Source organism: Nostoc sp., assembly GCF_036919675.1.
Lineage (GTDB): Bacteria > Cyanobacteriota > Cyanobacteriia > Cyanobacteriales > Nostocaceae > Nostoc.
In genome coordinates this window covers 1-13,729 of record NZ_JBALCP010000044.1, presented here as the reverse complement: position 1 = coordinate 13,729, position 13,729 = coordinate 1, and the positions used below count along the sequence as shown (strand labels likewise).

Annotated in this window: 8 protein-coding genes and 1 pseudogene; 7 read left to right on the top strand and 2 right to left on the bottom strand. The window is 41.5% G+C overall.

Annotated features, from left to right (window positions below; translation table 11 throughout):
- The first annotated feature begins 389 nt into the window (after nucleotides 1–389).
- From drmD to V7K49_RS08625, 5 genes are all read left to right on the top strand, one after another.
- Nucleotides 390–3,560 (top strand): DISARM system SNF2-like helicase DrmD, encoded by a 3,171-nt coding sequence (drmD, locus tag V7K49_RS08645; protein WP_335205223.1) that lies wholly within the window; start codon nucleotides 390–392, stop codon nucleotides 3,558–3,560.
- A gap of 41 nt (nucleotides 3,561–3,601) precedes the next feature.
- The gene (locus V7K49_RS08640) at nucleotides 3,602–4,084 is read left to right on the top strand and encodes a hypothetical protein (RefSeq protein WP_335205222.1); all 483 of its coding nucleotides are present in this window, start codon (nucleotides 3,602–3,604) and stop codon (nucleotides 4,082–4,084) included.
- A gap of 77 nt (nucleotides 4,085–4,161) precedes the next feature.
- Nucleotides 4,162–4,701 carry a hypothetical protein gene (locus V7K49_RS08635; protein ID WP_335205221.1) on the top strand — a complete coding sequence of 180 codons (540 nt, stop codon included), beginning with the start codon at nucleotides 4,162–4,164 and terminating at the stop codon, nucleotides 4,699–4,701.
- 67 nt (nucleotides 4,702–4,768) lie between these two features.
- Nucleotides 4,769–5,206, top strand: a complete 438-nt coding sequence (locus V7K49_RS08630; RefSeq protein ID WP_335205220.1) for a hypothetical protein — start codon at nucleotides 4,769–4,771, stop codon at nucleotides 5,204–5,206.
- 57 nt (nucleotides 5,207–5,263) lie between these two features.
- The gene (locus V7K49_RS08625; protein WP_335205219.1) at nucleotides 5,264–8,980 is read left to right on the top strand and encodes an Eco57I restriction-modification methylase domain-containing protein; all 3,717 of its coding nucleotides are present in this window, start codon (nucleotides 5,264–5,266) and stop codon (nucleotides 8,978–8,980) included.
- A 90-nt stretch (nucleotides 8,981–9,070) separates the two neighbouring features.
- Here the strand turns inward: V7K49_RS08625 and V7K49_RS08620 are convergent, their stop codons facing one another.
- The gene (locus V7K49_RS08620) at nucleotides 9,071–9,349 is read right to left on the bottom strand and encodes a DUF4351 domain-containing protein (protein ID WP_335205218.1); all 279 of its coding nucleotides are present in this window, start codon (nucleotides 9,347–9,349) and stop codon (nucleotides 9,071–9,073) included.
- A gap of 177 nt (nucleotides 9,350–9,526) precedes the next feature.
- Nucleotides 9,527–10,351 carry an Rpn family recombination-promoting nuclease/putative transposase gene (locus tag V7K49_RS08615; RefSeq protein ID WP_335205217.1) on the bottom strand — a complete coding sequence of 275 codons (825 nt, stop codon included), beginning with the start codon at nucleotides 10,349–10,351 and terminating at the stop codon, nucleotides 9,527–9,529.
- Nucleotides 10,352–10,636: 285 nt separating this feature from the next.
- Here V7K49_RS08615 and V7K49_RS08610 point away from each other — a divergent pair, with 285 nt between their 5' ends.
- Nucleotides 10,637–12,751, top strand: coding sequence for a UvrD-helicase domain-containing protein (locus tag V7K49_RS08610; protein WP_335205216.1), 2,115 nt, complete (start codon nucleotides 10,637–10,639; stop codon nucleotides 12,749–12,751).
- 164 nt (nucleotides 12,752–12,915) lie between these two features.
- Nucleotides 12,916–13,729 (top strand): annotated as a pseudogene (locus tag V7K49_RS08605) (DISARM system helicase DrmA); the annotation flags it as partial.

Genomic DNA, 13,729 nt, shown 5'->3' with positions numbered 1-13,729 from the left:
GCAAAGGTCTGGTTTATTGGCCTCTGCTAAAAGCGAGAAACAGCACAGTTTAGCAACCTGCCCTCCTGACGTACACAGCGATGTCTACGATGGTCACTGAGCTTGTCGTTGGCGCAGCCTCTCGTAGAGAAGTGCGGGCTGCGCCTACGCAAACTACAAAAATTCCAATGAAATAAAAAATTTAGCATACATTTTACAGTTTGAGTTACTGAGTGTGTTTTCACGACAGATGCTTTGCACCACTATCTTGAGAACACATCACTGATAATTTTGACTGTATAGGAAAAGAGAAGTAACAATAATAACAACACAAACCTGTTTTTGATAATTCCCCATTCCCTATTCCCTATTCCCTATTCCCAATCCCCAATTCCCCAATTCCCCAAATCATGGCTATAGTCAGAGCTATCCCAGAACAAGGTCAACTGGTTAACGTTCGCTCCCGGCAATTCGTTGTCATGGATGTGCGTAATACGACTTTACCCACCAACCCAATGCTGAGTGCAGTGGAAAAAAGCCAGCATTTGGTCAGTCTATCCTCTGTTGAAGATGATGGTTTGGGTGAAGAACTACAAGTAATTTGGGAATTAGAGCCTGGGGCATTAGTTTATGAAAAGATGGAGTTGCCCAAACCCACAGGTTTTGACGCACCTGCGAGGTTAGATGCATTTCTCGATGCTGTGCGTTGGGGAGCAGCATCAACAGCTGATATTCGCACTTTACAATCCCCCTTTCGCAGTGGCATCGATATTGAAGATTATCAGCTTGATCCAGTAGTACGAGCAATTCAAATGCCTCGCGTTAATTTGCTGATTGCAGATGATGTCGGATTAGGTAAAACCATTGAAGCGGGGTTAGTTGCCCAAGAATTAATTATCCGTCATCGCTGCCGGCGCATCTTGATAGTTTGTCCATCTTCACTGCAAATTCAGTGGCGAGACCAAATGCGCGATAAGTTTGGTTTAGATTTCCGCGTTGTGGACAGTACCTTAATGAAGGAACTACGACGGAAGCGGGGAATCCACGTCAACCCTTGGCAGCATTTCCCCCGGTTGATTACCTCAATAGATTTTCTCAAACGCGATCGCCCTCTTCGTCTTCTGCGAGAAATGTTACCAGGTGAAGGGGAACCGATGTATCCCCGGCGGTTTGATTTAATGATTGTGGATGAAGCGCACAATGTTGCTCCCTCTGGCGGTGGAAACTATGCTGTTGATTCTTTGAGGACTGCGGCTATTCGGCTTTTAGTACCGCATTTTGAACATAAACTATTCTTGACGGCGACACCACACAACGGCTACCCCGAAAGTTTTACAGCCCTGTTGGAATTACTTGATAGCCAACGGTTTGCACGAGGGGTATCACCCGATCGCAAGCAGTTACAAGTAATCATGGTTCGCCGTCTCAAATCGGAGATGAAAGGTTGGGACGGTTCTGACTTATTTCCACAGCGCCAGTTAGAGGCTATACCTGTAGACTATCCCGCAGCAGAACGACAAGCACACACCAACCTCAAAAGATATACTGAATTGCGCTGCAAAGGGGTGGCAGATAATACAGAAAAATATGCTACTGAATTTGTCCTCAAGTTGTTAAAAAAACGGTTGTTTTCGTCTCCCCAAGCGTTTGCAACTACTTTGGCACAGCATGAAGAATCGCTAAAAAATGCCCGTCGCCGCACTTATAGCAGTTTATCTCGACCCACGGAAGGTATTTTGCGCCGCCAATTGGCACAAATTGAAGAAGATTTTGCAGATGATGAAGTTTATGAAGAATCGACAGATGAGGCAATTACTAATACAACTAGGTTATTTAGAGAACTGAGTGCGGAAGAACAGGCTTTACTGCGGCAGATGCGGGAATGGGCAGAGACGACATCGAGAGTGTCTGATGCCAAAGCCAAAGAACTACTTAACTGGATTCATACCCACATTAAACCCGATGGCAAATGGTCAAATGAAAGGGTAATAATTTTTACAGAGTATCGAGCTACGCAGAAGTGGTTACATAACTTGTTAGCAGTGGAAGGGTTGGTACAGGGCGATTCCCCTGCGGGGACGCGATGCGATCACTTAATGACACTTTACGGCGGGATGAAGTCAGAAGATCGAGAACAGGTAAAAGCAGCGTTTCAAGCATCTCCTGATATTTCCCCAGTGCGAATTTTGTTAGCGACGGATGCGGCGAGTGAAGGTTTAGATTTGCAGAATTTTTGTTCGCGCCTTATCCACTATGAAATTCCCTGGAACCCGAACCGGATGGAACAGCGTAACGGTAGAATTGACCGTCATGGGCAAAAAGCTAAAGAAGTGAGAATTTACCACTTTGTCGGCAAAGATTATCAACATAATACAACTGGGCTACGTCCCGGTGAGTTAGAAGGCGATTTAGAATTTCTCATGCGGGCGGCGTTGAAAATTAACAACATCCGCGAAGATTTAGGTAAGGTGGGGCCAGTGATTGCGGCGCAGGTGGAAGAAGCGATGATGGGGTATCGCAGCGTTTTGGATACTTCAGTCGCAGAGAGGGAGTCTGAAGTTGTGCGGCGAATGTTGAAATTTGAGCGCCAGGTACGGGAGCAAATTGAAAAGCTGCGAGAACAGTTGAATGAGACGCGCCAGCATTTGAGATTGACACCGGATAATATTGAGGCTGTGGTCAAAATTGGTTTGGAATTAGCCCAACAACCACTTTTGATAGCAGGGAAAGTTGAGGGGATTGCTGGAAAGGTGTTTTACCTACCACCATTCAAAAGCAGTTGGGCGGTTTGCAGTGAAGGTTTAGCCCATCCCCACACCAAAGAAATTCGTCCAATTGTTTTTGACCCGGAATTGGCGCATGGTAGAGATGATGTAGTGTTAGCCCACTTGAATCATCGTTTGGTGCAGATGTGTTTGCGCTTGTTACGTGCTGAAGTCTGGTCAAAGGAAGGTAGAAAAGCTTTGCATCGGGTGACGGCGCGTTTGGTTCCCAATTCGGTTTTAGATACACCTGCGGTTATAGCTTACGGTCGATTGGTGATTTTAGGAAGCGACCAGCAACGGTTACATGAGGAAGTAATAATGGCGGGTGGGTTGCTGAAAGAAGGAAAATTTAGCCGCTTGGGTGTGATGAAAATTCAAGAAGCTGTTTCAGTAGCTTTACCAGAATTAGCACCGGAAAATGTTACAGAGAAATTAGCCCAATTATGGGATAGTCACGCATCAGCTTTGATGCAAGCTTTGGAGGCACGGCTTCAAGACCGTAGTAAAAGTTTACAACGAGACTTAGGCGATCGCGCTCAAAAAGAAGCGGCTGATATTACAGCAGTTTTAACGGAATTGCGTCAAAGCATTCTCAACGAACTGGATGAACCTGAGTTTAAGCAGTTGGAATTGTTTAATACCGCAGAGAAGGAACAGTTCGAGCGCAATGTCAACAGTCTTAAGGTGAGAGTAGAGCAAATTCCCGCAGAAATTGAGCGCGAAGTGGCTGCAATTCAAGCTAGGTTTGCAAATCCGACACCACGACTGTTTCCCTTAGCGGTTACTTATTTGATTCCCCAAAAGCTAGCACGGTGAGTATAACTGTAAATATAATTACAAAGTTAACTTGCGAAAATATGGTTAAAACACATTCGTTTGCAATTCTTGCACCTGTTCCAGAAATGCATTTGCTTTCAGCGATGGAGATAATAGCTAACTTAGAGCATGAATTATGTGATGAAACGGTTAAAACAGCTTTCGGAAGTATGGATTTTGAGCTATTTCGTAAAGTTGATGAGTTGCGGGGAGATAGAAGTGTGGAAGTATTAATTTATGCTTCTCATTCAGATGCAGATCAACCTTTAGACTCAGAAGCATCTTGGCATGGTTTGTACATTGGTCATGTCAATTCTTGCAATGGCAGATATCCAGGTAAAGCTAAATTTCGTCCGCCATCTACTGCTACTGATAAGCCGACTTGGGCTAGTTTTTGGGAAGTGCAAGATTTGAAACCACTAACTTCTCCTAGAAAAATTGGCTCTTTGAAAGGTTTAGGTAAAAAGTCTTATTATAATTCTCGCTTTATTCCTGAAGGGCCATTGTTAATTGAATGTCCCTGAGATTTTTTTAACTAGATAAATATTTATTAATAGCTCATCTCAAGTTACCAACACATAATTTTAAAAAGAATAAAAACATGAGCAAAAATGGACTTATTGTTTTAGTACCTTACAAGACAGGACAAGAATTTTACTCCGAATATGATTATGAAAATGGAGACGATGAAGAAAATGAAGATTTTTTAGAAACGAATGAAGACGATGAAGATGAGAATTTAGCTTATCTCCCTGTTTATGTTGAAACAGAAGATCAGGATTTAGCTTTAATGGCTGTTGCTTACGAAGTTTGTCAATACACATACGTAGCTTTCTCATCATCAATTGCAACAACACAAGAATGGGAAGATAGAGGTTATCCAGGAACTGTAGAAAAACCAGGAGTGGATTTACCTGCTACCGATGAAGCTTTTGAAATTCCTGAACCGGGAGATTGTTTTTGTTGCGCTAGTATGGAAGACTACGAAGTTATCACACCAGAAGAAATGATAAAAAGATTAAAAATATCAAAAGCAAATTATATTCTTGTGTATTTAGAAGATGATGATGACTTATGGGAAAGTTTCAATGATTGGTGTGTTAAGTTTTTGAATTATTCTATTTTCTTACCTAAACAATAAATCTCTATTAGCTAAATTTTAACTTTCAAAACATCAGCCCATTCCCCATTCCCCATTCCCAATTCCCATGTCTACAGCCCGTCACCACGCCGAATGGTTATCGCTAGTTGAAGCTTCTGGCCCCTTTCTCAGTCTACCTGTACTCCTCAAAGCATTTCCTAACGGTTTAGATGCCCACGATCCAGAACACTTAAAGCTGTTACGATTAGCATACGAAGAATGGCAAGATAATCAATTAGGGGCAAAACCTGACTCAGCAATTCATCGGGCGTGGGTAGATTTTGTGCTGCGGCAGACTTTAGAATTGCCGGATGAAGTTTTATTAACAGGTCAGCGCATTCCCACGGGGCTGGCTGCAACTATTGCTGAACAGGGTGAAACTTTGCGTCCCGACTGGGTGGTAGTTGAACCCTCACCCCCTTCCCCTCTCCCTTGGGGAGAGGGGTGTCCGTCAGGACGGGGTGAGGGTAAACCTCGCTTATTAGTACAGATTGTATCCCCTTAGCAGAATTTAGAAAAACCCCTCAAAGACCGCCGTTGGAAAGCAAGTCCAGCGACGCGGATGATGGAGTTGCTGCACGCTTGTAATGTGCGGTTGGGATTGGTGACGAATGGAGAACATTGGCTGCTGGTAAACGCCCCACGCGGGGAAACGACTGGTTTTATTTCCTGGTATGGGGCGCTGTGGCTAGAAGAACACATCACACTGCGGGCATTTCGGAGTTTGCTGGGTGTACAGCGCTTTTTTGGGGTAGATGACTCGGAAAGCTTGGAGGCGTTGCTGCAAGCAAGTGTTACCGACCAACAAGAAGTTACCGACCAACTTGGCTATCAAGTCCGCAAGGCGGTGGAGGTGTTGGTAGAAGCGTTAGACCACATCGACCAAGATAGAAACCGCACTCTCCTTCAAGGTATTTCTGAAACAGACCTTTACGCAGCTGCGTTGACGGTGATGATGCGGCTGGTGTTTTTGTTTTCGGCGGAGGAACGGGGTTTGTTACTACTGGGCGATCCCCTTTACGACCAGTGTTATGCTGTTTCCACTCTGCGGGAACACTTGCAGCAACGGGCTGATAAAGAAGGTGAGGAGGTATTAGAACGGCGTTATGATGCTTGGTGTCGGCTGTTGGCGACATTTCGGGCAGTTTATGGCGGTGTTCAGCACGATGTTTTGCAGCTTCCCGCCTATGGTGGTAGTTTATTTGATCCTGACAGGTTCCCATTTTTAGAAGGTCGAATGTCGGGGACACTCTGGGAAGAAACTCCCGCCGACCCGATTCCAGTGAATAACCGCATTGTGCTGCACCTATTGGAAGCTTTACAAATATTACAAATTAAGGTGGCTGGTACTGTAGAACCACGTAGGCTATCCTTCCGGGCGTTGGATATTGAACAAATTGGTCATGTTTATGAAGGTTTACTCGACCATACAGCAGTCAGGGCAAGTTCGCCTGTTTTGGGGTTGATGGGAACACGGTATCAGGAACCGGAAGTTTCTTTGGAAAGGTTGGAAGGGATAGAGAATGGGGAATTGGTTAAATTTCTGAAAGCGGAAACGGGGCGATCGCAGTCGGCTTTGCAGAAGGGGTTACAGCAGGAGTTGATACCCTATGAAGAACAACGTTTGTTGACGGCGTGTAATAACGATCGCCAATTATTTAATCGGGTGTTGCCTTTTGCTGGGTTAGTAAGATTAGATACTTTAGGTTATCCAGTAGTGATTCCCACGGGAAGCGTCTATGTAACGCAGGGAAGCGATCGCCGGGAGACGGGAACGCACTACACGCCGCGCAGTTTGACGGAAGAAATTGTGCAGTACACCTTGGAACCGTTGGTGTATGAGGGTGTGGCTGAGGGGAAGCCGAAAGAACAGTGGAAACTCAAGTCAGCAGCAGAGTTATTGAAGTTGAAAATCTGCGATATGGCGATGGGTTCGGGTGCGTTTTTGGTGCAGACTTGTCGCTATTTGGGGGAACGGTTGGTTGAGGCGTGGGAAAATGCGGAAAAGGCGAATCCGGGTCAGGTGGTAACAGCACCGGAGGGAACTTTATCTAAGTCGCGTCCAGAGGAGTGTGTAATTCCCAAGGATGCGGATGAACGGTTGACGGTGGCGCGGCGGATTATTGCGGACAGGTGTTTGTATGGGGTAGATAAAAATCCCTTGGCGGTGGAGATGGCGAAGTTATCCCTGTGGTTGATAACGCTGCAAAAGAACCGTCCGTTTACCTTTGTGGATCATGCCCTAAAGTGTGGGGATTCGCTGATTGGGGTGAGTTTGGAACAGTTGCGTTATTGGAATTTAGATACGAGTAAATATAAAGATAAATCGGAACAATTAGATATTTTAACTGATGTAATTCGGCGAGAAATTCAGCAAGTAATTGAGTTACGGCTGCAAATCGAATCAAAGCCTGTTTTAACTACTCAAGACCAAAAAGAGAAGCAATGGCTGTTACATGAAGCTAATTCCAGAATTAATGATTTAGTTTCTGGTTGTAATTTATTAATCTCTAGTTATTTAGTTAATTTATCTATTGATGAACAGGAAAAATTAAGGCAAAGATTATTAATTGCTTTCCAACGACGAGAAGACGTTTTGTCAGAAGATAGAGCCATTTGTCCTGATTTAAAAAAGTTGCACCCTTTTCACTGGGAGTTGGAATTTCCTGAAGTATTTGTAGTGAGCGATTCCTCGCTTAATAATGATAATAGGAGTAAGAAAAAAACTAAATTGCTTACGACGAACGAAAATAAAAAATTAGGATTTGATGCGATTGTTGGAAATCCACCTTTTATGGGTGGAAAAAAAATTACGGGTGCTTTCGGTACAGCTTATCGAGATTTTTTAGTTAAATGGATTGCAAATAATAGACGTGGTAATGCTGATATTTGCGCCTATTTTTTCTTGAGAGCAAAACAATTATTAGATGATGATGGGAATTTTGGCTTAGTGGCTACTAACACAATTGCTGAAGGTGATACTCGTGAAGTAGCACTTGATCAGCTAATAACCAGTAGTGTCGTTTACAAGGCTGTACGTAGTTTAAAATGGCAGGGCAATGCCACAGTAAGAGTTGCTAATGTTTGGCTACATAAAGGTAAATGGAGTGGACTATATTTTTTAGATGGTCAGCTTGTTTCTGGAATTACACCTTTTCTTACTATACCAGGTGTAGCTGTAGGAAAACCTGAACGTTTAGCAGTAAATAAGAGTAAAGCTTTTATTGGTTCTTATGTATTAGGTATGGGTTTTATATTAACTTCTGAAGAAGCTAATATACTAATTGATAAAAATCCAATAAATGCGGACGTTATATTTCCATATTTAAATGGAGAAGATTTAAATTCTAGCCCTGAACAATCACCACGCCGTTGGATAATTAATTTTTTTGATTGGCCTTTAGATGCTGAACATGATGATCCACAAAACCCAAAAGGTATTCCCTATGCCTCTGACTATCCTGAATGTTTAGCTATTATTAGAGAAAAAGTTAAACCAGAGCGAGAAAACCTTGGAAAAAAATCAGACTCTTCTGCTAAAGGTTATGCAAGATTTTGGTGGCTTTATGCAAGAAAAGCATTAGAACTTTATGCTGCAATTTTAGGAATGAAACGTGTCATAGCACTTTCATTGATAAATAATCATTTAAGTTTTGCTTTTGTACCCATACAATGGGTATTTGCTCATAAGTTAGCTATTTTCCCATTAGAAAATTATGCAAGTTTTGCTATTCTTCAATCTAATGCTCATTATGTTTGGAGTTGGAATTATTCTTCAACGAATCTCTCACTTCTAAACTACTCTCCCTCAGATGTATTTGAAACCTTCCCCTTCCCCACATCAACTGCAAATCTAGAAGAAATAGGCGATCGCTACTACAACCATCGCCAAAATATCATGCAAACACGCCAAGAAGGATTAACCAAAACCTACAACCGCTTCCACAACCCCGACGAAACCGCCGCCGATATTCAACAATTGCGCGAATTGCACATAGAAATGGATAATGCTGTAGCTGCTGCTTACGGTTGGCAAGATTTAGAATTATCTCATGGTTTCCACCAAACCAAACAAGGCTTACGCTTCACCATCAGCGAAATTGCACGGCGAGAAGTGCTAGATAGATTATTAGAATTAAATCACCAACGCTATGCTGAAGAGGTAGCACAGGGTTTACATGATAAAGGCAAGAAAAAAGGTAAATCTGGAAGTAAGAAAAAGGCGCAAGCGGAATCTAAAAATCAAGATAATGATAATGGGCAGTTGAGTTTATTTTAGGTTCAGAATATGGAATATGAACCCTCACCCTAGCGTCTTCTCCCTTGGGTAGAAGGGGAACTAGAATTTTGCAGGGTGGGTTATAAGTTTTCACCAATTAAATACCTTTTTTACAAACCGATTTTTCCAATCCTTTTCATGTTCATATTCATCTAACCAAACCTCTAAATCAATTGCGTCTGTGAATTCCATAAAAGCTATTGCAAATCCTTCTAACTGTTGCAGATTCAATCCGCGAATGCGTTCGGATATTCCAGGTTTTTCTTCCTCAAGTTCATCAAGAGTACCAAAGCGACTACGAACTAAACAATTAAACAAATGATACGCACCTGGATATAAAATATTTTCATCATTGACTGACTCTTGCATAAAATTCTCACTCAATAATTGATCGGATATTAATATAGTACATTTTTACTATAAAATAAATAGCCTATTGTTGTAAAAATATTAAGTAATTTAGATTTACTTTAATTTATATGAATACGGATTATAGAAAAAGCCGGATTTTTTAACTCCGACTTTATAGTTTATCAACTCCTGAAATTAATTTCTTTCTTGTTCGTCTAACCAAGCTACTAAATTAGATACTTCTGAAAAGTCTAGTAATGCTTCTGCTAAATCATCTAGCTTTTCAACAGATAGCACTCTAATTCTATCAATCAATGATGAATCTATTTCGCCAAACCGTCTATTAAGCTGGCGTATAATTGTACGTTCTTCACCTTGCTTATCTCCTTTCTGCAAAATATCCTGATAAATTACAGATTCTTGCATAATTTCCTCTCCTAAAAATTGCTGAATTAAATCCTTCTCAAACTTCAAACCTGCTAATATTTCTGTGTAAGCGGCGATATTCTGCCGAGTTTCCCTATCTGAGATTCTAGCAACACTCTGGGCAACCTGCGATAATAACCTTTGGGGTGAATCTGTCTGTGTTAAAGGTGCTAACGGTAATAATGCAGGATTATCCAGAAAAAACGCCGAATCTTGTTCCCACATTCTCACAACACGATAGCGGTGATGTGTCATTTCATTTACATATTCTTCAGTAAAAGCGATTTCGTTACTTGTCTCTTGTAAGAAAATCACTACTTGCGTTATTGGAACATCATACTGTCGCACTAACCTGACAAAGTAATCCAACATTCGTAAAGGAATAGGAGTTTCAGATTTTGCTCTTGTTTGAAATTCCAAATGCAAAATACGATTCTCTGTTTGTAAAAAAGTGACAGAATCTGCTCGAATTGGTTCGATGCTTAATTCAGTTTTTAATACTTTTATTTTTTGTGGTTCATCAGGTAGCAGCCATCGGGCAAAATCCGTTGGATATTTCTCTGCTAATATTTTACAAACATTATCAAAAGACACTAATTACACCCAAATTTAATCCAATATAATTTTATAATTTTCTAGCTTATAAATAAAACTTTTATAATAATAAATTACTATAGTTATCAACCAAATATTACATTTTAAAAATGAGTAAAAGTTTAACTTGCTGGCATTTATTTAAATCATTTGCATAAAGCAGATAAAAGCTTTTTTTATCCCATTACCCATTACCAATTTCCCATTCCTCATTGAAGATTGAGTATAATTTTGAATAACACTTAAACAAACCTAGTTATATCTACGTATAGATACTCATCTACCATGATCTTCGAGATTATCCATAAACCCACCTTCACCAATCAACTCTTAGCTATCCCTAAAGAGTATGTGGTGCAAATATTGGAGAAAATCGAAGTATTGCGGGATGATCCCAAACCTCACGGTAATTTAAAGAAGAAATTACACGGCTATAAGGGTGATGTCTATCGCTTGCGTTCAGGCGACTATCGCATAATTTATACTTTTGGCGATCAATGGGTAATCTTGCTGGGTGTAGATGCTCGTAAAGATGTATACAAAGGCGATAAGCTAGTTGCAGAAACAACCGATATTGATATCAGCACTCTGCCAGATGTAGAAGCATTCCTGGCTGTAAAACCAACTTATACCTCAAGCTTGGTTTTGCCTGATACCTCCAACACAGAAAGCCCACTACCCGTAGAAATCACCGAAGATTTGCTTCATAGGTTGCGACTACCGGAAGAATATTGGACTACATTAATCGCGTGTCGGACATTAGATGATTTAATGGCAGTCAACTTACCAAGTAAATGGTGCGATCGCATTTTTGATTGTATCGCTGAACCCAATTTTGACCAAGTTCTGAACCAACCCAGCTTTGTTACGGGTAGCACTGATGATTTATTGCGCTTCACTGAAGGTGAGTTGCTGGGATTTTTACTCAAACTCAATCCTGAACAAGAAAAGTTCGTCAGTTGGGCAATCAACGCTTCTGGCCCTACACTGCTAAAAGGTGGCCCCGGTACGGGAAAAAGTACCGTTGCACTTTACCGTGTTCGTGCATTGGTAGAAATCCTCCAAGCCAACGGAATCGAAAAACCTAAAATCCTATTTACAACCTATACAAATGCACTGGTTGCGTTTTCTCAACAACTTTTAGCAAGTCTCTTGGGCAAAGATATACAGTATGTTAATGTCAAAACTGCCGATGCAATAATTGCGTCAGTCATTTCCCAAAGTACTGGAAAACCCAATATTGCTTCTGGTGATGTCCTACGAAAAACCATCAAACAGGCGCTAAAGAACGCAATTGATTCTCTAGAAGGCAACCTACTACAACGTCAAGCCCAAGAACAAACGTTAAAACGTCTGAGTATTGATTATCTCATTGATGAAATTGCTACAGTTATCGAAGCACGCGAAATCAAAACTCTCGAAGCTTATCAAGTAACACCACGAAGCGGTAGGGCAATTTCCCTTAACAAAACGCAACGTCAAGCAATCTGGCACTTGCGTCAACAATTTTACCAACTGCTAGAAAAACAAGAACTCGAAACTTGGCAGCAAGTTCGTACCCGTGCCTTGGAAACGTTACGGGAGATGGATAACCCGCCGATTTATGATGCAGTGGTAATTGACGAAGCCCAAGATTTAGACCCCAATACTTTACGTATTTTGACTCAAGTCTGCCGTCACCCTAACCGCCTGTTTATTACCGCCGATGCCAATCAATCCATATATGGTAGTAGCTTTCGATGGAGTGACGTTAGCCAAGACTTGAAATTTGTCGGACGCACAGGAGTACTGCGTGTTAATCACCGTACCACCCGCGAAATTAACGAAGCTGCAATATCTTACTTGGCAAATTCGATTTTAGATGATGAGGGAATGGGGAATAGGGAATTGGGAATCGGAGAAGCTTCCCATTCCCCAACTAGAGACTATATCCACAATGGCCCACCACCGGCTGTCCGTGCCGTAAATAATCCAGGGGATGAAGCAGAACTACTGGTAAGATTTTGCAAAAGTGCTGCCCGTGAATTTCGGTTGGGTATTAACGCTTGTGCCGTAATTGTGCCGACAGAAAGTGCTGGGACAAAAATAGCTGGTCAACTTTCATACTTAGGTTTAGAAGCGCATTTCATGTCTAGCAAAGACTTGGACTTAAATAAACAAGGTGTTAAAGTTATTACGCTTAAAGCTGCGAAAGGGTTAGAATTTCCCATTGTAGCGATCGCAGGATTTTTGGATGCAACCTATCCAACAATTCCCAAAGGTACACCGGAGGATGAAATTACAGAAATTTTAGCACGCGATCGCCGTACTTTGTTTGTTGGTATGACTCGTGCCATGCGAGCATTGTTGATTATTGTTCCTGCAACTAATTCTTCTGCTTTATTGGATGGAAAATTTTGATTCTCAATTGTGGAATCTGGGTAATAGGGAATAAGAAAGAAAAATGGCATTGCTGAATTGCGAAATTTGCCCTCATCCCCAACCCTTCTCCCCCAAGGAGAAGGGAGTAAGAAAGAAGTTTACACGCATAATTTAGGCTAACTATATATACTTTTATCAGCAATATGGAAATTATTCAGCTTCCTTCTGTACTTCCAGGTGAATTAGATTTATTAAATATCAATAAACAACTGCGGGAACATAATATTCAGCTTGATTGGAGTGCGGTTGTATCTGCACCAGAGTCTCAGCTTGTGGTTTTGCTAGATGGAATCGATCAAGTAGAAGATGCCGATTGGTTAATAAATGGCGATATTGCAGAGAAGATTGCCACTGATATCATCAATTTCTTTAACAAGCAGAAGCCTAAATCTAAAAAATCGCGTTCTCAGAAAAAGCCGCTAGAAACTAAAGTAACTCCTCAACTTTGGGAACAGAGGAAACTATTAGAAACGCAATTTATACCTTCAACAAACGAAGGTCAATTATTAGAAGAGAAATTTATACTTGCGACTGATCCGATTGTTGAGGAAAAGCTAGAAGTAAAAGCAGATGAAACTAGCAAAATTCTGGAATCGCAGTTACCCACACCTTACGCAATCCGTGATGAATTAGAAAAGGCAGTATTGGCAGATTTACGTGGGCCTGCGGGTGGTGAGGAAGAAGAAGTAGATGAGGATAGTGTAAGCGATCGCTATCTTGTAGGGTTACTCGCACCGCAACAACGCCGCATCAGTGCTGAAACTGTAAATAAATCGGTTGTGGCTGACGAAGTGCAAGACGAATTATTTAGAGAAGTTGACTATCAACAACCAGAACTTCTTGATGAATTGGCTGTAGTTGGTAAGGGACTTCCAAGCAAAAAAATCACCAAATATAAGAATGATAATCATTGTGAGGTGGGGGAAGGAGAAACAGCCGACGGCTGCTTCTCCTTCC

Excerpts from the sequence above, each read along its gene's own strand:
- drmD (WP_335205223.1), top strand. The coding sequence starts at position 390 with ATGGCTATAGTCAGAGCTATCCCAGAACAAGGTCAACTGGTTAACGTT.
- V7K49_RS08640 (WP_335205222.1), top strand. The coding sequence starts at position 3,602 with ATGGTTAAAACACATTCGTTTGCAATTCTTGCACCTGTTCCAGAAATG.
- V7K49_RS08635 (WP_335205221.1), top strand. The coding sequence starts at position 4,162 with ATGAGCAAAAATGGACTTATTGTTTTAGTACCTTACAAGACAGGACAA.
- V7K49_RS08630 (WP_335205220.1), top strand. The coding sequence starts at position 4,769 with ATGTCTACAGCCCGTCACCACGCCGAATGGTTATCGCTAGTTGAAGCT.
- V7K49_RS08625 (WP_335205219.1), top strand. The coding sequence starts at position 5,264 with ATGATGGAGTTGCTGCACGCTTGTAATGTGCGGTTGGGATTGGTGACG.
- V7K49_RS08620 (WP_335205218.1), bottom strand. The coding sequence starts at position 9,349 with ATGCAAGAGTCAGTCAATGATGAAAATATTTTATATCCAGGTGCGTAT.
- V7K49_RS08610 (WP_335205216.1), top strand. The coding sequence starts at position 10,637 with ATGATCTTCGAGATTATCCATAAACCCACCTTCACCAATCAACTCTTA.